The sequence below is a fragment of the Oceanicaulis sp. MMSF_3324 genome (assembly GCF_030733545.1).
GTDB lineage: Bacteria > Pseudomonadota > Alphaproteobacteria > Caulobacterales > Maricaulaceae > Oceanicaulis.
Genome location: NZ_JASHIU010000013.1, coordinates 21,812 through 46,660, shown reverse-complemented (window position 1 = coordinate 46,660; position 24,849 = coordinate 21,812). Strand labels below are relative to the sequence as shown.

At 65.9% G+C, this 24,849-nt stretch carries 32 protein-coding genes; 9 read left to right on the top strand and 23 right to left on the bottom strand.

The features are described from left to right. Window positions 1-31: 31 nt before the first annotated feature. From RBA95_RS12525 to RBA95_RS12510, 4 genes are read right to left on the bottom strand one after another with little or no spacing between them, the layout of a single operon-like run. A complete protein-coding gene (locus RBA95_RS12525) occupies window positions 32-649 on the bottom strand; it encodes a DUF2460 domain-containing protein (RefSeq protein WP_306017204.1) in 618 nt (205 codons plus the stop codon). Further along, on the bottom strand, window positions 646-1,179 hold the full coding sequence (locus RBA95_RS12520; RefSeq protein WP_306017203.1) for a phage tail tape measure C-terminal domain-containing protein: 534 nt from the start codon (window positions 1,177-1,179) through the stop codon (window positions 646-648). The genes RBA95_RS12525 and RBA95_RS12520 overlap by 4 nt, the downstream gene beginning before the upstream one ends. Further along, window positions 1,163-1,363 carry a phage tail assembly chaperone gene (locus RBA95_RS12515; RefSeq protein WP_306017202.1) on the bottom strand — a complete coding sequence of 67 codons (201 nt, stop codon included), beginning with the start codon at window positions 1,361-1,363 and terminating at the stop codon, window positions 1,163-1,165. The genes RBA95_RS12520 and RBA95_RS12515 overlap by 17 nt, the downstream gene beginning before the upstream one ends. Next, complete coding sequence (locus RBA95_RS12510) at window positions 1,360-1,653, bottom strand: GTA-gp10 family protein (RefSeq protein WP_306017201.1); 294 nt, start codon at window positions 1,651-1,653, stop codon at window positions 1,360-1,362. The genes RBA95_RS12515 and RBA95_RS12510 overlap by 4 nt, the downstream gene beginning before the upstream one ends. A gap of 59 nt (window positions 1,654-1,712) precedes the next feature. Between RBA95_RS12510 and RBA95_RS12505 the strand changes: the two genes are divergently transcribed. Next, window positions 1,713-1,910: a hypothetical protein gene (locus RBA95_RS12505; RefSeq protein ID WP_306017200.1), complete on the top strand. Its 198-nt coding sequence runs from the start codon at window positions 1,713-1,715 to the stop codon at window positions 1,908-1,910. Here the strand turns inward: RBA95_RS12505 and RBA95_RS12500 are convergent. The 11 genes from RBA95_RS12500 to RBA95_RS12450 all read right to left on the bottom strand — a co-directional run bounded on the left by RBA95_RS12500 (window position 1,905) and on the right by RBA95_RS12450 (window position 8,829). After that, window positions 1,905-2,321 carry a phage major tail protein, TP901-1 family gene (locus RBA95_RS12500; protein ID WP_306017199.1) on the bottom strand — a complete coding sequence of 139 codons (417 nt, stop codon included), beginning with the start codon at window positions 2,319-2,321 and terminating at the stop codon, window positions 1,905-1,907. The genes RBA95_RS12505 and RBA95_RS12500 overlap by 6 nt on opposite strands. After that, entirely contained in the window at window positions 2,318-2,734 is a 417-nt protein-coding gene (locus RBA95_RS12495) for a DUF3168 domain-containing protein (RefSeq protein WP_306017198.1), read from the bottom strand. The genes RBA95_RS12500 and RBA95_RS12495 overlap by 4 nt, the downstream gene beginning before the upstream one ends. Next, window positions 2,731-3,159, bottom strand: a complete 429-nt coding sequence (locus RBA95_RS12490; RefSeq protein ID WP_306017197.1) for a hypothetical protein — start codon at window positions 3,157-3,159, stop codon at window positions 2,731-2,733. Before RBA95_RS12490 ends, RBA95_RS12495 begins: the two co-directional genes overlap by 4 nt. Then, on the bottom strand, window positions 3,159-3,317 hold the full coding sequence (locus tag RBA95_RS12485) for a head-tail connector protein (protein ID WP_306017196.1): 159 nt from the start codon (window positions 3,315-3,317) through the stop codon (window positions 3,159-3,161). The genes RBA95_RS12490 and RBA95_RS12485 overlap by 1 nt, the downstream gene beginning before the upstream one ends. Before the next feature lie 75 nt (window positions 3,318-3,392). Further along, window positions 3,393-4,598, bottom strand: coding sequence for a phage major capsid protein (locus RBA95_RS12480; protein WP_306017195.1), 1,206 nt, complete (start codon window positions 4,596-4,598; stop codon window positions 3,393-3,395). Between the two features lie 34 nt (window positions 4,599-4,632). Further along, window positions 4,633-5,100 carry an HK97 family phage prohead protease gene (locus RBA95_RS12475; protein WP_306017194.1) on the bottom strand — a complete coding sequence of 156 codons (468 nt, stop codon included), beginning with the start codon at window positions 5,098-5,100 and terminating at the stop codon, window positions 4,633-4,635. Window positions 5,101-5,130: 30 nt separating this feature from the next. Next, a complete protein-coding gene (locus RBA95_RS12470; protein ID WP_306017193.1) occupies window positions 5,131-5,385 on the bottom strand; it encodes a hypothetical protein in 255 nt (84 codons plus the stop codon). Beyond that, window positions 5,382-6,530 (bottom strand): phage portal protein, encoded by a 1,149-nt coding sequence (locus RBA95_RS12465; RefSeq protein WP_306017192.1) that lies wholly within the window; start codon window positions 6,528-6,530, stop codon window positions 5,382-5,384. Before RBA95_RS12465 ends, RBA95_RS12470 begins: the two co-directional genes overlap by 4 nt. Window positions 6,531-6,546: 16 nt before the next feature. After that, window positions 6,547-7,779, bottom strand: a complete 1,233-nt coding sequence (locus RBA95_RS12460) for a DNA-packaging protein (protein WP_306017191.1) — start codon at window positions 7,777-7,779, stop codon at window positions 6,547-6,549. Then, the gene (locus RBA95_RS12455) at window positions 7,736-8,248 is read right to left on the bottom strand and encodes a hypothetical protein (protein WP_306017190.1); all 513 of its coding nucleotides are present in this window, start codon (window positions 8,246-8,248) and stop codon (window positions 7,736-7,738) included. The genes RBA95_RS12460 and RBA95_RS12455 overlap by 44 nt, the downstream gene beginning before the upstream one ends. A gap of 119 nt (window positions 8,249-8,367) precedes the next feature. Continuing rightward, the gene (locus RBA95_RS12450) at window positions 8,368-8,829 is read right to left on the bottom strand and encodes a YcgN family cysteine cluster protein (RefSeq protein ID WP_306017189.1); all 462 of its coding nucleotides are present in this window, start codon (window positions 8,827-8,829) and stop codon (window positions 8,368-8,370) included. Window positions 8,830-8,998: 169 nt separating this feature from the next. Between RBA95_RS12450 and RBA95_RS12445 the strand changes: the two genes are divergently transcribed. Further along, window positions 8,999-10,870 carry a transglycosylase domain-containing protein gene (locus RBA95_RS12445; protein ID WP_306017188.1) on the top strand — a complete coding sequence of 624 codons (1,872 nt, stop codon included), beginning with the start codon at window positions 8,999-9,001 and terminating at the stop codon, window positions 10,868-10,870. On the opposite strand, the gene RBA95_RS12440 is transcribed toward RBA95_RS12445, so the two are convergent. After that, window positions 10,816-11,694 (bottom strand): ion transporter, encoded by an 879-nt coding sequence (locus tag RBA95_RS12440; protein WP_306017187.1) that lies wholly within the window; start codon window positions 11,692-11,694, stop codon window positions 10,816-10,818. The two genes, RBA95_RS12445 and RBA95_RS12440, sit on opposite strands and share 55 nt — an antisense overlap. Window positions 11,695-11,788: 94 nt before the next feature. Between RBA95_RS12440 and RBA95_RS12435 the strand changes: the two genes are divergently transcribed. Together RBA95_RS12435 and RBA95_RS12430 are read left to right on the top strand one after the other, a co-directional pair. Beyond that, complete coding sequence (locus RBA95_RS12435) at window positions 11,789-12,205, top strand: PAN domain-containing protein (protein ID WP_306017186.1); 417 nt, start codon at window positions 11,789-11,791, stop codon at window positions 12,203-12,205. Between the two features lie 93 nt (window positions 12,206-12,298). Beyond that, on the top strand, window positions 12,299-13,387 hold the full coding sequence (locus tag RBA95_RS12430) for a DUF2336 domain-containing protein (protein ID WP_306017185.1): 1,089 nt from the start codon (window positions 12,299-12,301) through the stop codon (window positions 13,385-13,387). On the opposite strand, the gene RBA95_RS12425 is transcribed toward RBA95_RS12430, so the two are convergent. The 4 genes from RBA95_RS12425 to RBA95_RS12410 form a co-directional block, all read right to left on the bottom strand. Beyond that, window positions 13,384-14,631 (bottom strand): mechanosensitive ion channel family protein, encoded by a 1,248-nt coding sequence (locus RBA95_RS12425; protein ID WP_306017184.1) that lies wholly within the window; start codon window positions 14,629-14,631, stop codon window positions 13,384-13,386. The genes RBA95_RS12430 and RBA95_RS12425 overlap by 4 nt on opposite strands. Continuing rightward, window positions 14,631-16,229: a peptide chain release factor 3 gene (locus tag RBA95_RS12420; RefSeq protein WP_306017183.1), complete on the bottom strand. Its 1,599-nt coding sequence runs from the start codon at window positions 16,227-16,229 to the stop codon at window positions 14,631-14,633. Before RBA95_RS12420 ends, RBA95_RS12425 begins: the two co-directional genes overlap by 1 nt. A gap of 64 nt (window positions 16,230-16,293) precedes the next feature. Beyond that, window positions 16,294-16,707 (bottom strand): hypothetical protein, encoded by a 414-nt coding sequence (locus RBA95_RS12415; RefSeq protein WP_306017182.1) that lies wholly within the window; start codon window positions 16,705-16,707, stop codon window positions 16,294-16,296. Between the two features lie 56 nt (window positions 16,708-16,763). Continuing rightward, window positions 16,764-17,102: a DUF1491 family protein gene (locus tag RBA95_RS12410; protein WP_306017181.1), complete on the bottom strand. Its 339-nt coding sequence runs from the start codon at window positions 17,100-17,102 to the stop codon at window positions 16,764-16,766. A gap of 61 nt (window positions 17,103-17,163) precedes the next feature. Between RBA95_RS12410 and RBA95_RS12405 the strand changes: the two genes are divergently transcribed. Together RBA95_RS12405 and RBA95_RS12400 are read left to right on the top strand one after the other, a co-directional pair. Beyond that, entirely contained in the window at window positions 17,164-18,738 is a 1,575-nt protein-coding gene (locus RBA95_RS12405; protein ID WP_306017180.1) for a hypothetical protein, read from the top strand. A gap of 10 nt (window positions 18,739-18,748) precedes the next feature. After that, window positions 18,749-19,654, top strand: a complete 906-nt coding sequence (locus RBA95_RS12400; RefSeq protein WP_306017179.1) for a hypothetical protein — start codon at window positions 18,749-18,751, stop codon at window positions 19,652-19,654. A gap of 33 nt (window positions 19,655-19,687) precedes the next feature. On the opposite strand, the gene RBA95_RS12395 is transcribed toward RBA95_RS12400, so the two are convergent. Beyond that, window positions 19,688-21,448 carry a HAMP domain-containing sensor histidine kinase gene (locus tag RBA95_RS12395; RefSeq protein ID WP_306017178.1) on the bottom strand — a complete coding sequence of 587 codons (1,761 nt, stop codon included), beginning with the start codon at window positions 21,446-21,448 and terminating at the stop codon, window positions 19,688-19,690. 157 nt (window positions 21,449-21,605) lie between these two features. On the opposite strand from RBA95_RS12395, the gene RBA95_RS12390 reads away from it, so the two are divergent. The 3 genes from RBA95_RS12390 to RBA95_RS12380 all read left to right on the top strand — a co-directional run bounded on the left by RBA95_RS12390 (window position 21,606) and on the right by RBA95_RS12380 (window position 23,638). Beyond that, window positions 21,606-22,610 (top strand): hypothetical protein, encoded by a 1,005-nt coding sequence (locus RBA95_RS12390; RefSeq protein WP_306017177.1) that lies wholly within the window; start codon window positions 21,606-21,608, stop codon window positions 22,608-22,610. 156 nt (window positions 22,611-22,766) lie between these two features. Then, window positions 22,767-23,168 (top strand): hypothetical protein, encoded by a 402-nt coding sequence (locus RBA95_RS12385; RefSeq protein WP_306017176.1) that lies wholly within the window; start codon window positions 22,767-22,769, stop codon window positions 23,166-23,168. Window positions 23,169-23,218: 50 nt separating this feature from the next. Beyond that, window positions 23,219-23,638, top strand: a complete 420-nt coding sequence (locus RBA95_RS12380) for a SufE family protein (protein ID WP_306017175.1) — start codon at window positions 23,219-23,221, stop codon at window positions 23,636-23,638. Here the strand turns inward: RBA95_RS12380 and RBA95_RS12375 are convergent. Both RBA95_RS12375 and RBA95_RS12370 read right to left on the bottom strand, forming a co-directional pair. Continuing rightward, the gene (locus RBA95_RS12375; protein ID WP_306017174.1) at window positions 23,635-24,393 is read right to left on the bottom strand and encodes a DUF6456 domain-containing protein; all 759 of its coding nucleotides are present in this window, start codon (window positions 24,391-24,393) and stop codon (window positions 23,635-23,637) included. The genes RBA95_RS12380 and RBA95_RS12375 overlap by 4 nt on opposite strands. Continuing rightward, entirely contained in the window at window positions 24,390-24,740 is a 351-nt protein-coding gene (locus RBA95_RS12370) for a helix-turn-helix domain-containing protein (protein WP_306017173.1), read from the bottom strand. Before RBA95_RS12370 ends, RBA95_RS12375 begins: the two co-directional genes overlap by 4 nt. Window positions 24,741-24,849: the final 109 nt, after the last annotated feature.

Below are 24,849 nucleotides of genomic sequence, written 5' to 3'. Positions count from 1 at the left end.
TGAGGGCGCTGAACCGCGCGCCTGTCCAGCCCTAAAGCCGGACTTCAAGTAGCGGAACGGACGCAATCAACGCCGCGCCACCCTCAAGGCTCGCCTCGATCTGGTCCGCGTCAAAGCGGGTGGGCACGTCAAAGCGGAACCCGGCGGTGATCAGGGCGCCGTCGGCGGGCGGCGTCTCGAAGACGATCCAGCCATCCGGTTCAAGCGCGATGGCGGTCTCCACGCCATCCAGCGCCGCGCGCACGCTCTCAAGCTGAGGATGGGTGATCGGGCGGCGCCACTGGCTTGCTGCATCGCCATAGCTTTTGCTCAGCTGGAAGCGCTCTGTGGCGCCATCCCCGGCGCCGATGACCTGATCGAGCGGGCTAGGCGCAACTCCGCCCTGCCCCGAGCTGTGATCAAACGGATCGGTGAATCGGAAGGCGTGCAGCCGCCCCTGCCGCGCCTCGAAAAAGGCGATGAGCCTGGCCAGATCCGCCTGTGACCTCACCCCCGGGGCGGCATCCCAGCGCCGCCGGGAGTCGCGCCAGACGGCGTTGCGCTCCTCACGGCCGGAATTGAGGGTGACGATCTCGGTGCGTCGCTCCGGCCCGCCGCGCGCATCGAGCCCGATGAACAGCGGAAAACGCACATCATGAAACCCGCTCATAGCTGACGGCCTCCGCGTTGCACCGCCCGCGCGACCGCCGCCGCGATCTGGCTTTCAGACCGGCGCACGCTGTCCAGCGGCGCCCCGTGGGTGTGGATGGTGATGGAGATCGGCGCGGCGCCCAGGGCTGAAATCGCGCCGGACTGGCCCGGCGTGAACACTTCCGGTCCCCGCTCGCCCACCAGATAGCGCTCACCCGCCATCACCGGCCCGCCCTCGGCGCGCTGGCCCAGCACCCCGCCGAGAAGGCTTGCCGCATTGCCCAGAAGTCCGGAGACGGGCTGGAGCACAAACTGATCCAGCGCGATCTGGGCAAAGCTCTGGGCGATCTGTTCGGCGAGCGCGGAAAAGCTAAGCTCGCCTGAGCGCGCGGCGCCCTCAAGGCTCGACGCGATGTCTCGCCCGGCGCTTTCAAACGCGTCGGACAGGGCCTGGGCGGCGCGTTCGCCTTCGCGCGCGGTCTCACTGAGCCCTTGTCGAGCCTCACTCGCACCTGCGGCCAGCTCGGACAGGTCAAACGTGTCCGTCATTCTCGTCTCCATCAGGATGTTGCGCCATCAGGGCTGTGAGCGTCTGTCGGTCCGGCGGCTTCGCACCCCCTTGGCTCGCGCATAGCGCCCGCCATTCCAGAACCGACAGCCGCCAGAAATCATCCGGGCTCAGGCCGAATGTAACAACGCCCATTGCGAACCAGCCCTGCCAGTGCGGGCTCATTTCAGGTTTGCGTCAAAACAGGCGAGGACCGCCTGCGCGGCTTCGTGGGGCGCCGCGGCTTGCGCCAGCGCATCGGCATCGGCATCCGCGTGACCGCCCGCCCGCAAGACCGCCCTCAGGACCGCCGTCAGATCTGTCGCGGTCAGGGTGCGGAACCTCCCCGCCAGCGCCTCCATCCCCGATACGCCCAGCGCCTTTTCGATCTCCATCAGGGCGGCGAGCGACAGGCGCAATTGAACCGCTGTCTCGCCCAGCCGGGCGGAGACATTTCCAGGTTGAGAGATTGTCATGTGAAAGCCCCAGAGTTCGGGTTTAGTCTCGGCGCAGCCCTCCAGCTCAAGGATGATCCATGCGCCGTATGCTTGCTGCTCTCGCCCTCGCCTCGCCGCTCTTGCTGTGCGGCTGTGAAAGCGTGTTCGAAGAGGTCTATGACGAGCGCTATGAGGCGGAATGCGAGGAATTGCGCAATCCGGACGCCTATCGCGCCTGTCTCAATGATCTTGAGGACCATCGACGCCAGCGCGAGATCGAGGATCGCCCCTCATAGCGGCGTGAAGCTCAGCGCTCCGGCGGAGCTCAATGAGAGCGAATAGCTCGCCTCGCCATCATGGCGGCCGGAATATTCCAGCGCCGTGACCAGGAACGGGCCTTCGATGACGCCAAAGTCCGGCACGATCACCTGAAAGCTGCGTTTGGCCTGATCAAAGAAGACGCCGCGCACGGTCTCGTCCGCCGCGCTGTCGACAAAGATGCCCGCGCCCGAAATCGCCGCCTGACGCACCCCGGCGCCGTCCAGCAATTCGCGCCAACGCCCCGGGCTGTCCGCATGGGTCACATCCACCGCGCGGGCGTTGAGCGACAGGGTTTTCGCCCGCAAACCTGCGAGTGTGGTGAAGCTTTCAGGCGATCCGCCATCGCCGATTTTCAGCAAGACATCCTTGCCCGCCTGCGCCGTCATGGCGTGTCTCCTTGTGTTTGAAGTAGCGCCCTCACCCGCACGAGCCCCTGCATCACGCGGCTGTCGGGCGTCGAGAACAGGTCGGCATAGACGACCCGCGCATGGATCGCCTGATGGGGCGGCTCCAGCGCCAGGAGCGCCGTATCGAGCGCCGCCCTTATCGCGCCCAGCGCCTGCTTGATCGTGTCGGCGTCATCGCGGCGGCCCCTTATCAGAAGGGTCTGGCGCAGCTCGACTAGGCGGGTTTCGCTGGCGTCGGCGGCCTCGCTTTCCACCCGTCCCAGATAGAGAAAGGGATAGCGCACGCCCAAGCGCGGCAGATCAAACACCCGCTCACCCAGCACGGCCGCGACGCCCGCATCGGCCTTCAAGTGCGCCAGAAGTCCGCTCTGGAACGCGGCTTCCGCGCTCATAACCGCACCCGTTCAAACGGGGCGAGCAAGCGATCGACCATGTCCGGCGCCGGCGGGCTCTCGCCCCCCTCGCCCCGATCCGCGCCATAACTCGCTGCGACGAGATGCAGGATCGCCGCTCGCAAGGGCGCAGGCACCTCGTCGGGCGCCTCGCCATAGCCGGCAGTAAAGTCGATCTCAATGCCGCCGCCCCGCGCCTCCGGATGCGGCAAGGCAAAGGGCAGGATGGCGACCAGCCGTCCCGGCTCGCCCGTCTCCACCCGGTATTCCGCAGAATTCCAGTCGGTCAGCGCGCCGGTACGGTCTCGCACCCGCACCGCCTCAACGCTCACAAGCGGCGCCCGCTTGAGCTGAAACGCCAGTCCTGATGCGCTCAGCCGGTCTTGAGGCCAGTCCTCCAGCCGCTCTCGCCAGCTCTGGGTCATCAGGCCAGCCCGGTCCGGGTTTCGACATGCTCGCGGGCGCTGCCGATCAGATCCGCGATAAGGGCGTCATCCTCAAAATGGCTCACCCTTAGCCAGGCTTTCGCCGTCTCCACGCTGACCGGTTCGACAGCAGGCGGCGTAGTCAGACTCAGGCTCATCGCCTCGCCTCCTTTTCAAAAAGCAAAGCCCCGGCGCAGGGGCCGGGGCTTTGAGGTGGGGGAGAGAGGGTTTGATCAGGCCGCGAATTTGAGAAGCTTGATCGCGTCGAAATCCTGCACGCCGCCGCCGACGCGGCGGGTGGTGTAGAAAAGGACATAGGGTTTGGCCGAATAGGGATCGCGCAGCACCTGCACGCCCTGGCGGTCCACCACCAGATAGCCGCGCTCAAAATCGCCAAACGCAATCGAGAAGCTGTTGGCGCCGATATCGGGCATGTCCTCGGCCTCGGTGACGGGATAGCCCATCAGGCTGGCGGACTGGCCCGCGCTCTGGGCAGGCTGCCAGATATATTGCCCGTCCGCATCCTTGAACTTGCGCACGGCGGACACCGTCGCGCGGTTCATCACGAAGCGGCCCTTGGCGCGATAGCTGGTCTTGGGCGCATAGATCAGGTCGATCAGGGCGTCCGCCGGGTCAGAGGCCGAGAAGCCGCCCGATACGCCGGTGGTGACAAAGCCGAGCTGGCCCCAGCTCTCCGAACCTGTGGCCGCCACGTCATAATCCAGGAAGCCGCGGGGCTTGTTCACGCCATCGCCCAGCACAAACGCCCGGCCCTCGGCCTCGGCAAAGACATCACGCACTTCCTCGGCCAGCCATTGTTCAAGATCGACCAGCGCATCATCCAGGATCGCCGGGGTGGCGGCGGGCATGGCGTAAAGCTCGGCCGTCGGGAACTCCAACAGCTCCAGCGCGGAGGCATCGGTTTCAGGCCGGCTGGCGGTTTCCGCCGCCCAGGCGCCGGTGGCGCCGCCCGCGCTGACGGGTTTGCGAAAGGTGTGAGACTGGGTCTGCTTCACCGTCGCAATAGAGCGGATCGGGCTCACTTCCCGGATCAGGCGCTCAATGCGGGTTTCCAGCTCCGCGGGCGCCACATGGCCACCGGTCGCGCCGGACTGACCCGACAGCGCTTTCTGGTCGAGCGCGGGCGCGGCGCCCGTGCGCAGGAAATCGCCCCAGCCTGCGCTTTTCGTCCCGCCACCCGTCAGGTCCGGTCGCGCCGTTTCCCGGCTCAGGCGATCCAGACGCGATTTCGCTTCATCCAGCGCCGCATCAATGCGGTCCACCTTCTCGGTGATGAGCGGATCGGCGCCGGTTTTGGATTCCAGCGCGTCCAGCCGCTGGTCATTGGCCTGTTTGAAGTGTTCAAACGCGGCCAGCATGTCGGCCATGGCGGCGCGCGTCTCGGCGGAGGGAACCGCCATCTTGGTTTCCCGGCTCATGAGTATCCTTTCTGGTCATGAAGAGAAAAGGCGGTCAGGCCGCCGACGCGGACAGCCGCGTCCTGGAAGGCTCCACAACGCGCAAGCGCGCCTGAGCCAGCATAGGGAAGGTCACGATCGACACCTCCCACAGATCGAGCTGCAACAGATCGCGCCCGCCGCCCGGTCGGGGCGCGGAGCGGATGGTGCGAAATCCGATGGAGAGGCCGTCCACAGCCCCTTCGCGCACCAGCCCCAAAGCGGCCTTGCCGCGCGGGGCGGTGGAAAGAATGCGGCCGCGAACATAGAGCCCGCGGCCATCCTCGGCGATCTCGTCCCAGACCCCGACGGGTTCGGTCGCGTCATGCTGGAACAGCATGCGCACCCCGTTCGGGCCGCGCGCCTTGAGCCCTTCAGCAAAAGCCCCGGCGCGGACGAGATCGCCGCCCTGATCCTCGATATCAAACAGGCTGGCATAGCCCGCCACCTCCAGCGTCTCGCCAGAGCGGTTCAGCGCCTCCATCGGCGTCTCCATTGTCAAAAGGGGCGGACCTCAGTCCTCTTCGAGCCGACGCTCGATGCGTTCGAGCGCAGCGCGGGAATAGGCGGCGTGCGCTTCCAGCCGTGCCAGACGCTCGGCCACGGGAGCGGAGGCCTCCACGCGGGTTTCGAGCTGATCAAGCCGCTCATTCGCCGCCCCCGCCCACATCAGGGCGCCCGCGGTCTGAAGCGTCAGCGCCAGGATGACCCCGAGCGTGATCGAGCGATCGAGCCGCCAGGGCCGGATCGTGTGAGCCGCGTCGGTCATTGATCACCGCCTTGCGAGGCGAGGCCCAGAAGGGATCGCTTCTCTGCGTCTGACAGGAAGTCCGCCGACGCCACCCGCGCCCAGCGCGCCGCGCGTTCATCGGTAAAGGCAGGCAAGCCGTCTTCATCCACACAGAGCTTCGGATCGGTCCCCAGCCAGGGCGCCAGAAAGCGGTTCAGCGCCATGGCGCCGGTTTTCGCCAGCGGCAGCACTGTCTGGCGATAGAAGGCCTGATTGGCTTCGCGATAATTGGAATAGGTGTTGTCGCCGGGCAGGCCCAGCAACATGGGCGGCACGCCAAAAGCCAGCGCGATCTCGCGCGCCGCTTCACGCCTTGCCTCGATGAAATCCATCTCGGCGGGGGAATGGCCCATGGGCTTCCAGTCGAGCCCGCCTTCCAGGAGCAGTGGCCGCCCGGCGTTCTCGGCGCCGGTATAAAGGCTTTCCAGCTCGCCCTTCAGGCGCTCGAACTGATCGGGCGTCAAACGCCCCTGCCCATCGGTTCCCGCTTTCACCACCAAAGCCCCCGAGGGTCGCGCGGCGTTATCCAGCAGCGCCTTTGCCCAGGCGCCGCCCGCTGCGTGCACATCCACCGCCCGCGCGGCCGCTTCCATGGGCGACAGGCCATAATGGTCATCGGTCGGGTGAAAGCGCTTGAGATGGAGGATGGGTGAGCGCCCCGAAGCCCGGTCGCGCTGGAACACCTCCGCGCCCGACGCCGTGCGATACTCCCAGCCCTCGGCCCAGCCCTTGGGCCCGGTCATCACCCGAACCCGGTCCGGCCGCAGCGCATACAGCGACGGCGCCCCGGTCTCAAAGCCCGACAGATGCAGATAGGCGTCGCCCGCCACCTGAAGATGGCTTTGGACCATGTCGATCAGTTCGGGACCGGACTGGTCGGGGTTGGGCGCGTTCAGAAGCGCCAAGGCCGCCCCGCCCGCCCGGCCTTCACCCGCCTTGAACGGGGTTGCGGCGACCGCTTCAGCGACCAGCCGCACGCAGCGATGGGCGACCGCGTTGCGAGCATAGCCTTCGGTCGCAAATCCGGCATAGCCGCGCGGGCTCCATTGCGCCCTCGTGCCGAAGCCGAGCGCAAGGGTTCGCCCGGCCGCCTTGCGACCGAGACCCAGCCAATGCTTGTGCATGGCGTTCTCCTGTGGGTTAGAGCCGTCGCAGCCTGGGGCTGGCGGCCTGTGGGGTCAGGGCGGCGATGGCCCAGACCAGGGCATCCACCCGGTCCGGGCTACCGCTCAGTTCTGACGCGCCAAAGGCGCACATCTGGTCTTCAAGCGCCGGGAACCGACCCGCATGGCGCACCCGGCCCTTGGCGTAGAGGGCGGCGACCGGTTCGGCCCGCGCCCGCTTGCCGCGACTGGCATGGACCAACCGGATCGGCAAATCAGGCGCGGCGGCCTGCAAGACGGCGCGGACCATGTCTCCGCCCTGATTGGCCTCGGCGACCACCCAGTCCGCATCCACCGCCTCAAAGGCTTCGGCCACCTTGGCCGCCCAGACTTCAGGCCGGCCCTGCAGGCTCATATCCTTGAGGACCACAAGCTGAGCCTCCCGGCCCTGCCCGCTGCAACCGGTTGCAATGATCCCGCATTCATCGCCGCTGGCGCTGGCGGGCGGGTCCACCGCCACCACCACGCGCTCGGGCTCAAAGGCCGGCAGACCCAGCGCCTGATCGATCAGGCTGCGCGTCCACAGCGCGCCTTCAGGATCATCGATCAGAACGCCGTCCAGCTCCTGCCGCGCCAGACGGGAAGCGCCATAGCGCTCGGTCATCGCCGCGACAAAGCCCGGCGCAAGATGGGCGGCATTGGCCTGTGTCGTCGCATGGGTCATGACCACGCCCGATTGTGTCAAAAGCGCCTTCAGCGCCGGCAGAGGCCGGGGCGTCGTGGTGATCATCAAGCGCGGGTCTTCACCCAATCTCAGGCCCAGCCCCAGCATGTCGAGCGTCTCCTGCGGGCGGGTCCAGGCGGCGAACTCATCCGCCCAGGCGCAATCAAATTGCGGCCCGCGCAACCCGTCCGGGTCTTCAGAGGAAAAGCCATGGGCTTCCGCCCCGTTCGGCCAGATCAGACGGTGACGGCTGGCTTCGTATCGGGGCCGATCGTCCTCATCCCCGATATTGAGAAAACCCGACGGGCCGGACACCATCACCTCGCGCACATCGGAAAAGGTCGGCGCCACCAGCGCGATGCGCCTGCAGCCCGCCTTCACCTGCGCGCGAACCCATTCGGCCCCGGCGCGGGTCTTGCCTGCCCCGCGCCCGCCCAGAAACAGCCAGATCCGCCAGTCGCCCTTGGGTGGCGTCTGCTCATCGCGCGCCCAGAACGCCCAGCTATCGCTCAGATGTTGCGCTTCGCTCTCGCTCAGCGCTTTCACCCATGTCCCGGGACAGAAGGTGTGACTGTAAGCGAGTAAGTTTGCGTTCAAGTTCGGCGTGATAATCTCGTTGCTCACCTTTGGCCGCCTCCGCCTGCGCGGCGGGCGTCCCGCCGGTCGTCTGTTCGGTCATCGTCTCGCTCCATTGCTTGAGATCGCGCCCCGCGCGGATCAGCGCGGCGATGGTCTTCGCCTGCCGTTCCGCCTGTCCCGGATCGCCGTCATCCAGTCGCGCCATCGCCTTGAGAAGACGCCGGTTCAGCTCAGCGATCAGGCGGACGGGCGTGGGGGGCGGAAAATGCTGGTCAATCCAGCCGCATCTGTCCGTGATTGTCTTGGCTTTCAGCCCATAGGCCGCCGCCAATGCGTCAGCGCTTTCACCGGCCCGCCAGCCTTCATGAATGGCGATCCAGTCAAACCGTTTTCCGCCCGTCCGTTTCGGCTCCGGGCAGAACGTCCTTCGGTTCATTTCGACCATGCCTGAAGACTAGGCGATCACCGTCTCGGTCGGATTGATTGCGCGCGAAAACCGCCAACGCCCTGAAGCGTCAGCGGTCCCTGGTCTACAAATGCGGGATTGGCGCGGAGTTATTCCGGCTTTGCGTCCTGCCGGGCGACGATATGGTGCTCGAAATCGTCTTCATGGACGATGTTTTCACTGATCAGGGAGCCTTTGACCGAATGGCCCGCCTGCTCGACGCTTTTGGGATCCCCGGTCTTGAGCGGATGCCAGTCGGGCAAATCCTTGCCCTCGTTCAACAGACGATAGGCGCAGGTTTCCGGCATCCATTTGAGCTGGGCGATATTGTCCGCGCTCAGGCGCACGCAGCCAGGCACCCGAGACTGGCGATTGGCGTAGTCAGAGCACCGGATCGTGTTCAGGTCCAAGAGCTTGCAGCCCACATTGGTGCGCCAGAAGGTATCGGGGTCGTCCTCATCGCCCAGAATGACGACACAGCACTTGCCGCACCCATCACACAGGGACTCCCATTCACGCACGCTCATTTCAGAAAGCGTCTTGCGTTCGTAGAAAGGACGGGTATCGCTCATCGCCTGAATTTAGCCGTGATCAGCTGTTCTTGAGATCATTCCCAAAACGCCCGACCGGGCGGCAACACCTTAGAGGCCCGCCATCACCTTCCGTGCCGATCGCAAGCCCTCCCCATGGACTCAGCTCAAATCCCGCTGGCGTCTTCTCGCCCTGATCACGGCGCAGATCGTGATCCTGATCGGGCTGGTCGGCGGGATCGCCTTCTGGCGTTGGGCCTACCACGACTTGCCGACCGTTCCAACTACCGCACAAGAGTTGTGGAGCGTCCGGCGCGAGGCGGCGGTGACCGTTCTGGCGGAGAATGGCGCGGTGCTGGGCCAGCGCGGTCCGCTCTATGCGCGCCCGGTCCGGCTGGACGACTTGCCCGACCATGTGCCCCAGGCCTTCCTGGCGGTCGAGGACCGGCGCTTTTACGAGCATGACGGCTTTGACGAGCGCGGCTTTGCACGCGCCATGTGGGCGAATGTGCGCGCGGGCGGGCTGGTGCAGGGCGGTTCGACCCTGACCATGCAGCTGGTCAAGAACCTCATCCTGAGCCCGGAACGCACGATCCGGCGCAAGATCCAGGAAATCCGCATCGCCACCGAGCTTGAGGACACTCTGACCAAGCAGGAGATCCTCGAGCTCTATCTCAACCGGGTCTATCTGGGCGATCAGGCCTATGGGGTGGAAGCCGCCGCCCGACGCTATTTCAACAAGCCCGCCAGCGATCTGAGCGTGGCTGAAGCGGCGCTTCTGGCGGCCTTGCCCAAGGCGCCCTCGCGTCTGGCGCCCACCTCGAACCTGCCCGCGGCCCGCGCCCGGGCGGCCGAGGTGCTCTATGACATGCTTGACGCGGGGTTCATCGACGAGACCGCTTATCAGGACGCCATCGACAATCCGGCCGAGCTGGCGGCGGGCGATGAGAGCTTTGAACCGGGCGCCTTTGGCTATGTGTTTGACCAGGCCCTCGCCGAAGCGCGCCAGCATCTGGGGGATGCGGCGGATACGCCCGATCTGGTGATCCGCACCACCGTCAGCGTCAGCGCCCAGACCGCCGCCGAGCGCGCCGTTGCCGCCGTCATGGATTTGCAGGCCGAAGCGCGCAATGCTGACGAGGCCGCGCTGGTGGCCATGGACCTGCAAGGCCGGGTGCGCGCGCTGGTGGGCGGCCGGAACTATGCCGAAAGCCAGTTCAACCGCGCGGTCCAGGCGCGCCGTCAGCCCGGCTCAGCCTTCAAGCCGGTCGTGTTCGCCGCCGCGTTCGAAGCCGGCATGGAGCCGTCCACCGCCTTCAATGACGAGCCCATCGAGATCGAGGGCTGGAGCCCGGAAAACTATGGCGGCAATTATCGCGGCCGGATCACCATTGCGGACGCGCTGAAACGTTCCATCAACACCGTTGCGGCCCAGGCGGGAGCGCAAGTGGGCGCGCCGGCCATCGCCGAAATGGGCGAACGGCTGGGGATCACGACCGGTCTGAACGCCGTCCCCGCCCTCTCGCTGGGCTCATCGGGGGTGCGGCTGATCGACATGACGCGCGTTTACGCCGTCTTCGCCAATGACGGACGCCGCCCCGATCCCGTCCTGGTGCTCGAGGTGCGCAATTCACGCGGCGATCTTCTGTATCAGGCGCCCGAGCCCAGCGAAGGCCGCCAGGTGATCTCACGCGAGCACGCCCAATGGATGTCCACGCTGTTGCAGAGCGTCATCCAGGACGGCACCGGCCAGCGCGCCCAGCTCAATGGACGCCGTGCCGCGGGCAAGACCGGCACCAGCCAGAACAATCGAGACGCCTGGTTTGTGGGCTATACCGGGCATTTGGCAGCCGGCGTCTGGGTCGGCAATGATGACGACACCCCCACCTCCGACGTCACCGGCGGTCAGCTGCCCGCCGAGATCTGGCGCCGGTTCATGAGCGAGGCGCATCAGGGGCTGCCGGCCGCGCCGCTCTCGGCGCCCGAACCGCAACGGCGCGGGGCGCGGGAAGAAGCGCTGGCGGCGTATTATTCGGAATTGTCCGCCCGTTTTGAATCGCTCAAGGACGGCATCGACGACTGATCGTCGCCGCCCTTCTCGGCCAGCAAGGTGCGGATATCCGCCAGTTCCGAGCGCAAAGCGCGCACTTCATGGATCAGGATTTCACGCTCGTCATGGGCCTCGGCCTGACGCTCGGTCTCGGCGTCAAAATGCTTGGACTGCATGGAGTCCACGATGACCGCGATGAAGAGGTTCAGCACCGCGAAGCTCGTGATGATCACGAAGCCGACAAAGAAGATCCAGGCATAGGGATGCTCGGCGATCACCGGGCGCGCCACGCCCATGGACCAGCTTTCCAGCGTCATCACCTGGAACAGGGTGTAGGCCGAGCCGCCCAGATTGGCGAAGAATTCGGGATGGGTGCCCGAGAACAGCATCGCGCCCATGACCGAGGCGACATAGAAAATCACACCCAGCACCAGCATGATGGCGCCCATGCCCGGGATCGCCTTGGCCAGCGCCTCGACGACCGAACGCATTTCGGGAATGACGGAGAACAGGCGGAACAGGCGCAGCACCCGCAGCGCCCGCAGCACCGAAAAGGCGCCCGCCGCCGGCACCAGTGAAATCCCCACCACCAGGAAATCGAACCAGTTCCAGGCGGATTTGAAGAAGCTCAGCCGGTGCACCGCCAGCTTGAGCACGATCTCCACGACAAACGCCGCAATGATCGCCTTGTCCGCATAGCGCAGAATGGTCACGAGCCATTCGGGCAGAGTGTAGGTGAGCAGGCCCAGGATCGCGGCGTTGATCAGGATCAGCGCCGTAATGGTGTTGCGGAACGCAGCGCTCGACAAGAAGCGCTTGAGGACGTTCTGGGGTTCTTTGGGCGACGGCTCGCTCATGACAGGCTCTTTTGTGAAATGGTCCGCGCTTGGTTAGCCGTCCGCCCTGACCAGCGCAACGGTTTGTCAAAGTCGGGCTGTCATAGTTGCAGACATGATTGCTGTCTTCGCCCTGATGCTGCAAACCGCAGCACCCGCCCCCGCCGCTCTGCCGCCCAGCGCCATGATCGAGAATCATGCGCGGCGCGGGGTGATCGCACGCCTTGATGGCGTAGCAGCGCAAAGCCGAGAGGCCTGCATCAGCGCCTGCGGTCTGAATGATCAATGCCAGGCCTGGACCTTCAGGCCCGCCCAGACCGCCCGTGCGGCGCGCTGTGACCTGCATCCCATCGCCGGCCCCAGCCAGTTCGCCCCTGGCGCGATCACCGGATTGGCGCCGGCGCTGGCGGCCCGGATCGAAGCCGGCGCCGAACGTGCGCCCAGCGCGCGTGAACGCGCCGCCCTGAGCAATGACCCCGCCACTACAGGCCCGACACAGCCCGGCGCGGACGAACTCGCCGGTGGCGGGTAAAAAAGCGACGATTGAACCGCACGTTAACCATGGTGCGGCACGCTTTCTTTACCCGAGTGCAAGCATGATGTTCCTCTCACCGCGGAGGCCCGGATGTCGGTTACGTCCAAGCTGCACAAGCTGACCGAACTAGCGAAAGAGAAATCGTCAGATCGCCGGCGCGATTTGCTGCGCGAGGTAACGGATCTGTTCTTTGACGCCCCGCCCGCGGCCGATTCCGTCGCCCAGGGCCAGTTCGACGACATTCTGCAGACCCTGGCCACCGAAACCGCCCAGGATGCGCGCGCCGAGCTGGCTGACCGGTTCGCCGACACGCCGTTCGCGCCCAAGGGCCTGATCCAGCAACTCGCCAAGGACGCCATCGATGTGGCCGCGCCGATCCTGTCGCGCTCGTCGGTTCTGAGCGAGGAGGATCTGGTCACCATCGTGCACGAGACCGGCCAGGCGCACATCCAGGCCATCGCCAACCGCGAGACCGTTTCCGAACGCCTGTCGCACGCCATCGTGGAAAAAGGCGATGACGACACGGTCGCGACCCTGATCCGCAATGATGGCGCAAAGCTGTCGCGCTCCACCTTTGAGGAGGTGGCCCGTCGCGCCGAAGACAGCGAAGTCCTGCAAGCGCCCATGGTGGAGCGCGCGGACGCGCCCGCCGACCTGCTCAATGACCTGATGGTCGTGGTCAGCCGCACCTTGCGCGACAAGATCACCGAACGGTTCGACAAGCTCGAACCGGGGGTGCTCGAAGCCGCCCTCGCCGCCTCCCAGGCGCGTCTGGAAAAGCGCATGGCCGAGGACAAGGCCCTGACCGAAGCCAAGCGTTTCATCGCCTCCAAGCGCGTGCGCAAGGAGCTCGACGGCTCTTTGCTGGTCAGCCTGCTGCGCGAGAAAAAGCCCGTCCATTGCGCTCTGGGCTTCGCCGAGATCACGGGCGTGGATTACTTCACGGCCAAGCGCGCCTTCGAGCACAAGAGCCCGGACGGACTGGCGCTGATCTGCAAGGCGGCGGGCATTGAAAAGGCGCTCTTCGTCACCCTGGCCGTGCTGCGGTCCCAGGCGGCCGAGAACGCCTTCAATGATGCGCGCGAAATCGGCGCCATCTATGAAAAGCTGGAACCGGAACAGGCCGAACGCGCCCTGCGGTTCTGGAAGCTGCGCAAGCAGGCCGCCGCAGCGGCCTAGTTGTCGCCGCCGCCATCCTCGCTTTCACCCTTCGCAATCTGGCGGCTTGGCGTTTGCGTCGCGTCTGCGCCTGAATGGGCTTTCACCTTCGGCGGCACGAAGACCTCCGCGCCATCATCCATGTAGATGGAGGTGGAGGGGAAGGCGAAGGCCGTGCCGGACTCTTCGACGATCTCCTTGAGCGCCAGCGCCAGCTCTTCCTTGATGCGCAGCCATTCACCCCAATTGGTGGTGTTGGTGAAGCAATACAGGATGAAGTCGATGGAGGACGGCCCGAAGCTGTCCACCCGCATAAAGGTCGGCACTTCGGGCGGTTTGGCGAATTCGGGATGGTTCATCACCCAGTCGAGCGTCTTGTCCCGGATATAGCCCAGCTGTTCGGTGGTGGTCTTGTACTCCACCCCGATGGCCCATTTGATCCGGCGATGGGTCATGCGCTGGAAGTTCGTCACCGCCTGATCGGACAGGAAGGAGTTGGGCACATAGACCGGGCTCTTGTCGAACCGGCGCACCAGGGTGGAGCGGAAATTGATCTGCTCCACATCGCCTTCGACAATGCCGTCCACCTTGATCCACTCGCCCGGTACGAAACGCTTTTCGGTGAGGATCAGAATGCCCGCGATCAGGTTCTTGAACAGGTCCTGCGCGCCCAGGCCGACCGCCACGCCCAGCAGCCCCAGACCACCGATGACCGGCGCCACGGGAATGCCCCAGGCGCTGAGCACGGCGGCTGCGCCAATGATGATGAAGAGAATTTTCAGGGCCTTGGCCAGCCAGTCGATCATCACCGGGTTCAGCGCGCGGCGCAGCGGCTTGAACAGGTGCGCGACCGGATCGACCGCATTCCGCAAGCCCCAGAACAGGGCGATGATGACCAGCGTCTGGACGATGGAGTCCCCGCTGATCGCCGCATTCTCGCCGCGCAGGCCCAGGATATTCACCGAGATATAGACCCCGATGATCACCGGGATCATTTTGATCGGCCCGTACAGCGCATCCAGCAGCTTGTCATCGAGCTCGGATTGGGTGCTTTCGGCGGCCTTGCGCACCCGGTGCACGATCACCGCCGAGAACAGGCCGCGGAAGACGAAGGCGATCAGGATGATGCCCAGCGCCGCCAGACCGGCGCCGACCGACAGCCCCAGAAAACTGGTATCCCAGACCGTCTGAACGATCGCCAGCAGATCCGCGATCGAGGTCTGGACCGGCTCGGGCAATTGCTCGGTGACGGAGGGCGTACTCATCAGCTGCGCTCCTTGGTGGCGTTGAAGGTGATGTTGGGGAATTTCTCCTGGGAGTAATTCACCTCCCAGGCCGATTTCGCCATGAACACCGGATCACCGTCGATGTCCTCGGCGATGGCGGATTTGTGCCGGTCCACAAAGGCGGCGATGTCCGCCTCCGAGCCGGTGATCCAGCGCGCCGTATCATAGGGGCTCGCTTCAAACACCACATCGATGCCGTATTCATCCGCGACCCGCTGGGCCATCACATCGATCTGCAGCGCGCCCACCGCGCCGATGATGAACTCGCCGCCCAGCTGCAGGCGGAAGAGCTGGGTGACGCCCTCTTCAGCGAGGGATTCCAGCGCCTTTTTCAGGTGCTTGGCCTTGAGCGGGTCTTTCAGACGCGCCCGGCGCAGCATTTCAGGGGCGAAGTTCGGAATGCCCGCCACGCGCCATTTGCCGCTTTCCGACAGGGTGTCGCCCACACGCAGAACGCCATGGTTGGGCACGCCCATCACATCGCCGGCGAAGGCTTCGTCGGCGATCTCGCGATCGGACGCAAAGAACAGGATCGGATTGTGCACCGACAGCGTCTTGCCCGCTTCGGTCTTGAGCTTCATGCCGCGCTTGAACTGGCCCGAGCTCAGGCGCACGAACGCCACCCGGTCACGGTGGTTGGGGTCCATGTTCGCCTGGACCTTGAACACGAAGCCCGCCACTTCCTTGTCGCCCGGCTCCAGCACCTCGCGCGGCCCCTTGGCGGCGGCCTGGGGCTGCGGGCCCGGCGCATGGTCCGCCAGCGCATCCAGAAGCTCATGCACGCCGAAGCGGCGCAGCGCCGAGCCGAAGTAGACCGGGCTGAGATGGCCCTCTTCAAAGCTCTGGCGGTCAAACTCGGGCAACAGCTCGCGCGCCATCTCCGCGCCTTCGGTGACTTCGGCCAGCTCCTCCGCGCTCAGCATCTCGGCGACCTTGTCGCCGTCCAGCGGCAGGCGTTCAGAGCGGCTGACCTCGCTGTCATCGGGACGCTTGTAGAGAACGAACTCATTGGTCGCGAGGTCCGCAACGCCCTTGAACCGGTTGCCGGACCCGCAGGGCCATTGCATGGGCGTGACGTCGAGCGCCAGCTTGTCCTGGATGTCATCGAGCAGCTCGGACGGATCCATCGCCTCGCGGTCGAACTTGTTGATGAAGGTGATGATGGGAATGTCGCGCAGGCGGCACACCTCCACCAGCTTCAGGGTCCGCGGCTCCACGCCCTTGGCTGCGTCCAGCACCATGATGGCGCAGTCCGCCGCCGTCAGGGTGCGATAGGTGTCTTCGGAGAAGTCTTCGTGGCCCGGCGTGTCGAGCAGGTTGAAGATGAGGTCGCGATGCTCATACGTCATCACCGAGGCGGAGACCGAAATCCCGCGCTCGCGCTCGATCTTCATCCAGTCAGACTGGGTGCGGCGATTTTCGCCCCGCGCCCGCACCTGTCCGGCCAGACGAATGGCGCCGGCTTCCAAAAGCAGCGTCTCGGTCAGCGTCGTCTTACCCGCGTCAGGGTGAGAGATGATGGCGTAAGTGCGCCGGCGCGCCCATTGCGCGCCGTCAGCGGCGGTGGTCATCGGCATATCCTGCAAAGTGTTCAGACCCGCGAGGTAGCCGAGCCGTCCCGCTCACGCAAGCGCTCAGGCGTCAGGCCTGCATGCGGGCGGGAGCTTGGGACCAGACCGCCATGTTGGCCGTATGCCCGGTCAGGCGGCCATCATCCTGCAAATCCATGAGCTGTTTCATGGTGACCAGCGACACGGACGCCAGACGCACCTGCACATCGGCGGAGCTTTTCGCTGTCTGCGGCGCCACCGCCATCAGCGCATTGGCTTCATTGGTCTTGAGAGCCACCAGAGACGCCAGGAAGATCCCGCTTTCAGGATCGGACTTGGCGAGCGCAGGACGCTCCCAGACCCAGTCGCGCACCATCTTGATCACCTGACCGATACGAAGATTGCGCAAAGCCAGGGGATTGACCCCCAACGCTTCGGCCCGCTGGTGCGCCGTCTCTCCGGCGTCGCCCAGATCGTAAAGAGCATCGTTGAACAAAAACAGCATGTCGATTGTAACCCGTCGGTCTTCCCCAACCCGTGGCAGACCCTAGCGCAACGATCTTAAGAATTATCAATCGGCTCATTAAGGAAGTGTCGACCATGACGGTCGTCCACCTCCACCAGCCACAGATCCGGATCATCCTCGATCCGCCGCCGGGCATAGGCGTCCGCGTCCGGATCCGGCACAGGATCGGCCCCCAGCGGGGTCATCCAGACCCGCTCCCCCTCCATGTTGCGCATGGGCGCATACAGCTGCGCCATCCGCTCGGGCAGCAGTGTTTTCAACAGAATAACCCCGGCGTCCGGGTCCCCCTTGTGCGCCACATACACGCTGGCGCCGGCGCTTTCGGCCCGCCACCGCAAGGCATCCACCCAAAATCGCGCTCTGAGATCGGTCATCGTCATTTCACTTGATGGCAAAGCAATTGCTTAATAGTTTGTTAATCGAGGGGAGCGTGCCATGCTGACACAAAATCGTTCATTCGGCCTTATTCTTATGGGCCTGATGTCACTTGTCGTGTTTACGACACAGGCTCTGGCGGACGACCACAGGGCCGCGCGCTCTGAAGAAGTCCTGCTCAACGAGCTGACCGACGCGACGAACGATCTGCGGCTGGACGCCGATCATCGCGAAATCCGCATCCCGTTCACGATCGCGCCCAGCGCCGATCCGCAGGGCATCGAGCTTCTGATGAACGCCGTGCCCGACAGCGCCCAGTCCGATGGCCGCATCGAGGCCTTCGTGAACCGCTCCCGCGCCGTGGTGCTGCAACCGCGCGCCGAACCGTTCGAAGCGCGTTTCTCGCTGTATTCCGACGATCTGCGCGCCGGTGAGAACACGCTCATCCTGCGCATTGTCAATCCGAGCGCCGATGGCTGGACCATCAGCGCCCAGGCCAGCCGCCTGCGCATTTCCGCCGCTCCCCCGCGGGGCTATTCGGCGCTGTCCGAAGTGGAAGCCGCGCTGAAGGCGGACTTCGCCGCCCCGCGTCGCGTGCATATCGACGCCCGTGAAGCCGGCGAGGACGAGCTGGCGGTCGCCGCCCTTGTGGCCCAGGGCCTGGCCCTGCGCATGGGCGAAGCGCCGATCCTGGTCAGCGACGCCGATGTGGCCGAGCTGGTCGTCACCGCCCATGTGCGCGGCTCCGGCGCCCCCGCCATTGACCTGACCGGCCCGTCTGAAGTGCGCCTGTCCGGCGCCTCTCCGGCGGCCCTGATCGCGTCGGCTCGCCTGTTTGCAGCGCGCTCCATGCAAGAGCACACCGTGCGCTTCGACATGGCCGCCGCCCTGAACGCGCCGCGCCTGATGCGCGCCCTGCCCGCCCTGAACGGCGACAACCAGGCCCTGGCGGGTCTCGCCAGCATGGGCGCCCCCTTTGGTCTGGACCAGGGCGGACGCGCCGCGGTGGTGATCACCGGTGAGGGTGAAGACCAGCGCAACGCCGCCCTGTCCGTCATCGCCCGCGCCGGGCTCGCCTCGGGCTCGGCCTGGCTCTACGCCTGGTTCGGCGATGATGTGGACGCCGCGCCGGAACGCTATGACCTGATGGTGCTGGGCCCGCAGGAAGCGCTGGATCCGCGACTTCTGGCCGCAGCGCCTGTGGAAGTGCGCGCCGCCGCCAACGCCGCCGCCAATCGCACCCCGCAACGCCGCCGCTATTACGGCTCCACCGCCTTCGCGGCCGATCCCAGCGAACGCGATGCGCGCATCACCGGCGTCGCCGCCCTCTTCGCCCTGCCCGAAGGCCGCCAGGTGGCGCTGTTCACCGCGCCTGACGGCGCCGACTTCGCCCGCGCGGCCAAGCGCTTGGCGCGGTCAGAACTGTGGAGCGAGCTCGATGGCCGCGCCGCGCTCTGGGATGCCGCCAATGTGACCCATTTCGGCCCGTCCTCCGCGCCGCGCTTTTCGGCGGAATGGATCAGCGGACAGCTGCGCGCCCATGATGAATGGTTCGCCCTGGGCGCCTTCAGCCTGGCTGTGCTTCTTTTGCTGGGCAGCATCAACGTAAACCGGACGTCAAGACGCCGCGCCTAGACTGGAGGGCATGTGGACGTCCGCCCTCGCCCTTCTTGTCGCGCAAGCCGCCTTTGACGCTGACGCCTCCTTTGACGCCTATGAGCTGCGTCTGGAGGCCCGCTCGGCGGACGAGGCCTGTTCGGTCTTCACCGCGGTTGAGCGGGACTTGCTGGACGCCGCCATCAAGCGCTCGCGCGATGATGCGGTGATGCAGGGGGCGAGCCCCGGCCAGCTCGACGGCTTCGAACGCCGCCATGACGAGACGTTCGAGACCGCGTGCCGCACCGCCTTTGATCTGCCCGGCGTGGCCCTGCACCGCCAGGAAACCCTGCGACTGAGCGGCTATGACCAGGCGCGCTTTGACGGTCGGGCCCAGGGCTGGACCGCCCAGCGCGGCGGGTTCTCCGACGAGTTCGCCCAATGGCGCATCGTCCAGAGCTTGCGCCAGGGCGCGGCCAATTTCGGCATTTTCCAGCACGGCGATGAGACCGGCCTGGCGCTCAGCCTGCGCACCGGGCGGCAACCGGCCTATGCCGTCGCCTATCTGCGGGATGTGGACCAGGCGCCCGAGCCGGTGGACCTCACTGCGGGCGGGCTTCTGCCCACGCCCGGCGATGACCCGGTCAGCGCCTGGGGCGCGCCCTCGGACCGGCTGGAACGGATTTTCGCCACCCAGGCCCTGAGCCGCCAGCGCGCCGGCGAACTGGCGCCCGCCAGCGGCGAACCGGCTGTGGGCTTTGTCTTTCCCCAAGCGCTGACCGAGGCGCTCACCACGCTGTCCCCGCGCGAAGGCGCGCGCATCGATCTTTATGACGGGACGGGCACGGTGATTGATCGCTATTGGGTGGAAGTGGGCGCGTTTGACGCCGCTCTGGCTTTCATGCGCCTGCCCACAATGGCGCCGCAAGCGACAACCCCGCCGCCCTCCAACTGATTTCAATGATCGAGAGCGTCAGGGGGGAGCGGTCTAGGCCGCGCCGCCATTGGCCTTGATGATGACCTCGCCGGCCTGCTGGGCGGCGGCGATGCGCTGGTGCACTTCCAGCAGCGCGAAATCGGTGACGGTGCTTTTCGCTTCGCCCATGACCGGCAGACGCACGGTCACGGTCGTGCCTTGCCCGCGGGCGCTCTGCACGCGAACATCGCCGCCCTGCATCTCCGCCAGCGCCTGGACCAGGGACAGGCCCAGCCCGGTGCCGCGTTCGGAGGTTTCCTTGCCCGAGCGGGTCTGGTGGTAGGGCTTGCCCAGATCGGCCAGCTCATCCTCGCCAATACCGACGCCGCTATCGCCCACGGCCAGGACCAGCTCAGCCCCGTCCTGACGCGCCATCACGACGACGGCCCCGCCTTCGGGCGTGAACTTCACCGCATTGGACAGCAGGTTCAGAAGGATCTGGCGCAGGGCCTTGCGATCCGCCTTGACCGGCAGGTCCGCATCGCCCGGCTCGCAATACAGGGCGATGCCGCGATCCTTGGCGCGCGGATTGATCATCTTGGCGCAGATCGAGACCACGTCGCGCGCATCAAACTCTTCCGGCGTCAGCTCATACTTGTCCGCCTCGATCTTGGACATGTCGAGCACATCCCCGATCAGCTCCAGCAGATGCTCGCCGCTTTCATGGATCAGGTCGCCATATTCGGCGTAGCGGGCCGGCAGCGGGCCGAACAGGCGCTGCTTGATGATGTCGGAAAAGCCGATAATGGCGTTCAGCGGCGTGCGCAGCTCATGGCTCACCGCCGCCAGGAATTCGGACTTGGACTGGCTGGCCGCCAGCGCGGCGTCGCGCTCGGCTTCCAGCTCGGCGATAACGTCGGGTTTCACCGCAGGAGCGGCTTCGGCGCGCGGGGTTTCAAGGCTGAGCACAAAGCCGGTTTCCGTCGCCTGAGCCTGGGCGTCCAGCATCTGGCGCGCGCCGCGGGCGCTGCGCACCGGGAAGCTGAAGCGGCTGTCGGCGAGCTGACCCTGCGCCAGCGCAGAGTTCAGACCGGACTGGATGTCAGCGCGGCCTTCGTCATCAAAGGCGAGCCCGGTCAGCTCAAGCCCGTTCATGTCGCGCGGCGCACCCGGCGTGAAGCCGCGCACCCGGCGCGACACCGCCGCGATCCGGCCCTTGCGGTCGAGCGTCATCAGGGCCGTCGGGGCGTTCTCGAAGCCATGCGCCGCCGGCGCCAGAGCCCGCAGATCGGCCCGCGCCCGATCCAGCGCGCCCAGAAGCTGGACCCGCGCCGTAAACCCGCACGCCGCGAAGAAGATGGCGAGGACAAGTCCGCTCACCGGCGCGGTGACCAGGCTGGCCGAGCCTGTGCTCAAAGGCGCCCAGGCGCTGACAATGGCCAGCATCACAAAGGCGAGCGTGTTCATGGTGGCGCTCAGATGCACATCCTTACGCAGGCCGGCCGCAGACAGGGCCGCCGGCCCGGCCAGGAAGACCAGAGCCGCCGGAGACAGGGCCGACCCCAGCGCCAGCGCCGCCGCCAGACCCGGCAGGGTCCAGGCCAGGGCCAGCAGGAAGCGCACGCTGTCACGGCCAGCGGACCGACGACCGCCCAGCAGCAGGCCCAGAAGGCCCGGTGCGGCGGCCAGACCCAGCACGCCCAGATCGCCCTGCGCGAGCGGCGTCTGCACCCCTGTTCCAACCAGCGCGACCAGCACCAGCCAGCCGCCATGAATCAGGCGCGCCGCCTGATGATCCAGGAAGCGGGAGAGAGGGGCGAAGGCTGCGCGCATGGAAGCGAATCTCGACTCACAAATGAGAATAGAACCGCACGCTCGTCTGGGCCCGTTAACAATTCCTGAATTCGCGCCAAACACCGTCATCCCCCTTGGCGCGGGCTGCGCTCTAGGTCATGATCAGATCAGGTTTTTCTCCTTGGATGACGAGATCATGATTTTTGCCGCCATCAGCCTCGCCTTGCTGTCAGCCGCAAGCCAGTCCGCCGCCCAGGAGCCGCCCTCCGACGGGCCGGTGCTCAGCCTGCCTGCGCCCGATGCGGGCCAGACCCTGCCTGACACCACCGAACCTGAAGTGCTTCAGAATGCGCAGACCTATGCCGCCTATCGTTCGGATGTGACGCTGGCGGGGGAGCGTGAACTGCTCTCCGGCGCCGATCTCGACGCCACCATGGATGCTCTGTCGCAATATTATGACGGTGACCGGCTGGTGAACGCCCAGATCGCCTATGCGGCGCTGGTCGCCGCGCGCAATCCCGAATTCATCGACGCCGTGCGCGCCGTGGCCGATTACTATGGCACCGAGACCGCCGCCGCCGCCCTCACCCATGATCCCATGTATGTCACCGGCTTCATGGGCGCGGACACCGCAGGCCAGACCGTCGCCGTCGCCATTGACGGCGATGTGACCGACATCCGTGAGGTCGGCGCGCGCTATCGCCAGGCCGCCTATGACTTGCAGCACGAACGCTGGGCCCAGCAGCGCGCCCGCGATCGCCAGGAACGCCTCTCTTCGCTGGAGAGCGCTTCGGAGCGCCTTGAAGTCCAGTTCCGCGCCCCTGACACGCCCGCCGCCGCCCCCATGGGCGCCAGCAACACCCTGTTCGCCCAGCCCGAAGTGGTGGATCTCGACCTGCCTGATCTCAGCGTCGAAGTGGGCCAGAGCCAGCTTCAGCCTGATGAACGCCGGGTGGGCCGCATGCTCTCGCTGGCGGCGCTGGACGCCATTGAAGACGGCGACATGACCTATATGGACCGCCTGCTTGATGATCCGGCGGTGGAACGGTGCATGTCCTGGGTGCGCCTCGACCTGGCTCAATGCGTCGCGGCCGGCCATTTCAAGTATGAGGACAGTTTCTGCATCGCCGAGCATGCCCTTAATGATGTGGCTGACTGCCTGACCGCGACCCGGGCGCCCAGCGAAGCTGTCTCAAATTGAGACACTTTACTCGGTAACGTAAGTTGAAATTAACGGTAAGTGTTCAGCGTTAACACACGCTTTACCTTCAATAGCGCATTCGCTGGTATTTTCGGGAGCGTTTTTCTAGCCTCAAACTTGCTTCAAGACCTGAAGTAAGTTGATTAGAGGCTTGGCATGCTCCGCAACGTGCTACGCGCTGTATTCTGGACCGCCGTGACGGCGGCCTTCGTCCCCGCCGGCTTCAGCGCCGCGCCGGACGGCGCCTTTGCACGTGAAACGCGCGAGCTCATCATCGCCACTGACGCGGTGACCGCCTCTGAAGATCTCACCCGCCAGGCCGGCCAACACACCCGCAGCTTCTGTCACGATCAGGCCGAAGCCTGCGCCGTGGGCCAGCAACTCGCCAGCTTCTCCTCTGTCGTGATGGGCGTGGTGGGCGACCGGGCCCAGCAATGGGCCCAGGATCAGGCTGCGCCGCGGTCGACCGATCCGCTCGCCCTGCCGCCTGAAGCCCCGGCGCAAAGCCTGGACGCGCTGCTGGCGGACGTCACCCGCGAAACCAGCGATCTGCGCTAGACCCGGCCGGGGTCTTGCCCCTTGCCGCTCCGCGCTTTACCTCAGCGCGCATGAGTGATCTCAACACCGATATCGACAACCTCGTGGACGAGTTCGACTTCCTGGGCGACTGGGAAGAGCGCTATCGCTATCTCATCGAAATGGGTCAGGCCCTGCCCGGGCTTGAGGACAGCGAGCGCAATGACGACACTCGCGTTCAGGGCTGCGTCAGCCAGGTCTGGCTGGTCATGGATGAAGGTCCTGATCGCGCCCTTGTCCTGCGCGGGGATTCCGACGCCCATATCGTCAAGGGGCTCGTGGCGTTGCTGAACCGGCTTTACGACAACCGCACGCCGCAAGAAGCGCTGTCGATTGACCCCAAGGACGTTCTGGGGCGCATCGGCCTTGCCGAACACCTATCGCCGCAACGCTCCAATGGCTTGGCGTCGATGATCAAGCGCATCCGGGCAGAAGCGGAAAGCCGGGTCTAGCGCCCAAACGGGTCCGCGGCCCGACGCTCGGGCTTCAGCCGATAATGAATCGCCAGACGGTCGAGCGCCAGCTTGAGCGCCTGGGCGCCCGAGCGTGTGGGCCAATTGAGGCGCCGTTCGGCGTCGGTCATGGCGCTTTGGCGGATCAGGATTTCCACCAGCCAGTGATCAAGGCCCGGACCTACGGCGGCCAGCGCGTCCATCACGCGCTCCTGCGCTTTCATTCGCTTGAGCGGCGCGTCGGAGCGATCGCGGGGGGCCGAGCGCCCGCTTCCGCCCGGCAAGCCGCTCCAGTCCTGTGTGACCCGACTTGAGAGGCTCGATAGTTCATAATCGCGCATCAGGCTGTCCGCCGCGCTGAGATGGGCGGGCTCCAGAAGCGGCGGCTGACCCTTGCGCGGCCGGGCATAGCGCAATAGCGGGCCGTCATAGGTGTGAAGATTGACCTGATGCACCCTCACCCCGCCGTCGGGATCGGGCGCTGAGCGACGGTCCACCGACAGCGCCGGACGGGGCGCGTCCCCTTCCTCCGCGGCGGCGCGACGCCCCGAAACGCTCAACCCGTAGGCGCCCTCGCCCATCTGTGTGAGCCAGCCGTGCGCCACGGCTTCGTCAAAGGCGGCGCGCGACAGCCGCGTCAGCGGGCGACGGCGACGATCCCCGCTCGCATAGACGCCATAGCCCGGCTTGCCGCCGGCCAGCGGCGCCAGAACGGCGTCCTTGCGCATCAGGCGCCGCATCCAGGCCGGGCTCATTGGGTCATCCGGAAGGGGATGAGATCCGGCCCCGGCGCGCTGCGCAGGCAGGCTTCGAGATCCTCCATCGCCGCATCGAAGGCGGGGTCGTCGCGCGCATCCTCGATCCGGTGACAGGCATGGGCCGCCGTCGAGCGATCCCGGCCAAAGGCGTCCGCCACCCGGTTGAGACTCAACTCGAACGCCACATGGGTCAGATAGATGGCCGCCTGACGCGCCAGAGCGGCGCGCGCCCGGCCCCGTGTGGGCGCATTGATCTCTTCCACCGGCACGCCGAAGGCGTAGGCGGCGGCCTGTTGGGCCAGGCGCGCCCGCGCCTGATCCAGGGCAAGCGTATTGGTACGCATAAGGTTATCCCCTCCCTTCTCGATCCACGGTGAAAGTATAGGATCGCGATGAAGGGCGAGGATAACATTCCTATTATGCGCGCGTGAATTCCCTTATTAGGCTAGTTGA

Bases quoted from the DNA above. Each gene is read 5' to 3' on its own strand.
- RBA95_RS12525 (WP_306017204.1), bottom strand. From the start codon at position 649: ATGAGCGGGTTTCATGATGTGCGTTTTCCGCTGTTCATCGGGCTCGAT.
- RBA95_RS12520 (WP_306017203.1), bottom strand. From the start codon at position 1,179: ATGACGGACACGTTTGACCTGTCCGAGCTGGCCGCAGGTGCGAGTGAG.
- RBA95_RS12515 (WP_306017202.1), bottom strand. From the start codon at position 1,363: ATGAGCCCGCACTGGCAGGGCTGGTTCGCAATGGGCGTTGTTACATTC.
- RBA95_RS12510 (WP_306017201.1), bottom strand. From the start codon at position 1,653: ATGACAATCTCTCAACCTGGAAATGTCTCCGCCCGGCTGGGCGAGACA.
- RBA95_RS12505 (WP_306017200.1), top strand. From the start codon at position 1,713: ATGCGCCGTATGCTTGCTGCTCTCGCCCTCGCCTCGCCGCTCTTGCTG.
- RBA95_RS12500 (WP_306017199.1), bottom strand. From the start codon at position 2,321: ATGACGGCGCAGGCGGGCAAGGATGTCTTGCTGAAAATCGGCGATGGC.
- RBA95_RS12495 (WP_306017198.1), bottom strand. From the start codon at position 2,734: ATGAGCGCGGAAGCCGCGTTCCAGAGCGGACTTCTGGCGCACTTGAAG.
- RBA95_RS12490 (WP_306017197.1), bottom strand. From the start codon at position 3,159: ATGACCCAGAGCTGGCGAGAGCGGCTGGAGGACTGGCCTCAAGACCGG.
- RBA95_RS12485 (WP_306017196.1), bottom strand. From the start codon at position 3,317: ATGAGCCTGAGTCTGACTACGCCGCCTGCTGTCGAACCGGTCAGCGTG.
- RBA95_RS12480 (WP_306017195.1), bottom strand. From the start codon at position 4,598: ATGAGCCGGGAAACCAAGATGGCGGTTCCCTCCGCCGAGACGCGCGCC.
- RBA95_RS12475 (WP_306017194.1), bottom strand. From the start codon at position 5,100: ATGGAGGCGCTGAACCGCTCTGGCGAGACGCTGGAGGTGGCGGGCTAT.
- RBA95_RS12470 (WP_306017193.1), bottom strand. From the start codon at position 5,385: ATGACCGACGCGGCTCACACGATCCGGCCCTGGCGGCTCGATCGCTCG.
- RBA95_RS12465 (WP_306017192.1), bottom strand. From the start codon at position 6,530: ATGCACAAGCATTGGCTGGGTCTCGGTCGCAAGGCGGCCGGGCGAACC.
- RBA95_RS12455 (WP_306017190.1), bottom strand. From the start codon at position 8,248: ATGAACCGAAGGACGTTCTGCCCGGAGCCGAAACGGACGGGCGGAAAA.
- RBA95_RS12450 (WP_306017189.1), bottom strand. From the start codon at position 8,829: ATGAGCGATACCCGTCCTTTCTACGAACGCAAGACGCTTTCTGAAATG.
- RBA95_RS12440 (WP_306017187.1), bottom strand. From the start codon at position 11,694: ATGAGCGAGCCGTCGCCCAAAGAACCCCAGAACGTCCTCAAGCGCTTC.
- RBA95_RS12435 (WP_306017186.1), top strand. From the start codon at position 11,789: ATGATTGCTGTCTTCGCCCTGATGCTGCAAACCGCAGCACCCGCCCCC.
- RBA95_RS12430 (WP_306017185.1), top strand. From the start codon at position 12,299: ATGTCGGTTACGTCCAAGCTGCACAAGCTGACCGAACTAGCGAAAGAG.
- RBA95_RS12425 (WP_306017184.1), bottom strand. From the start codon at position 14,631: ATGAGTACGCCCTCCGTCACCGAGCAATTGCCCGAGCCGGTCCAGACC.
- RBA95_RS12420 (WP_306017183.1), bottom strand. From the start codon at position 16,229: ATGCCGATGACCACCGCCGCTGACGGCGCGCAATGGGCGCGCCGGCGC.
- RBA95_RS12415 (WP_306017182.1), bottom strand. From the start codon at position 16,707: ATGCTGTTTTTGTTCAACGATGCTCTTTACGATCTGGGCGACGCCGGA.
- RBA95_RS12410 (WP_306017181.1), bottom strand. From the start codon at position 17,102: ATGACCGATCTCAGAGCGCGATTTTGGGTGGATGCCTTGCGGTGGCGG.
- RBA95_RS12405 (WP_306017180.1), top strand. From the start codon at position 17,164: ATGCTGACACAAAATCGTTCATTCGGCCTTATTCTTATGGGCCTGATG.
- RBA95_RS12400 (WP_306017179.1), top strand. From the start codon at position 18,749: ATGTGGACGTCCGCCCTCGCCCTTCTTGTCGCGCAAGCCGCCTTTGAC.
- RBA95_RS12395 (WP_306017178.1), bottom strand. From the start codon at position 21,448: ATGCGCGCAGCCTTCGCCCCTCTCTCCCGCTTCCTGGATCATCAGGCG.
- RBA95_RS12390 (WP_306017177.1), top strand. From the start codon at position 21,606: ATGATTTTTGCCGCCATCAGCCTCGCCTTGCTGTCAGCCGCAAGCCAG.
- RBA95_RS12385 (WP_306017176.1), top strand. From the start codon at position 22,767: ATGCTCCGCAACGTGCTACGCGCTGTATTCTGGACCGCCGTGACGGCG.
- RBA95_RS12380 (WP_306017175.1), top strand. From the start codon at position 23,219: ATGAGTGATCTCAACACCGATATCGACAACCTCGTGGACGAGTTCGAC.
- RBA95_RS12375 (WP_306017174.1), bottom strand. From the start codon at position 24,393: ATGAGCCCGGCCTGGATGCGGCGCCTGATGCGCAAGGACGCCGTTCTG.
- RBA95_RS12370 (WP_306017173.1), bottom strand. From the start codon at position 24,740: ATGCGTACCAATACGCTTGCCCTGGATCAGGCGCGGGCGCGCCTGGCC.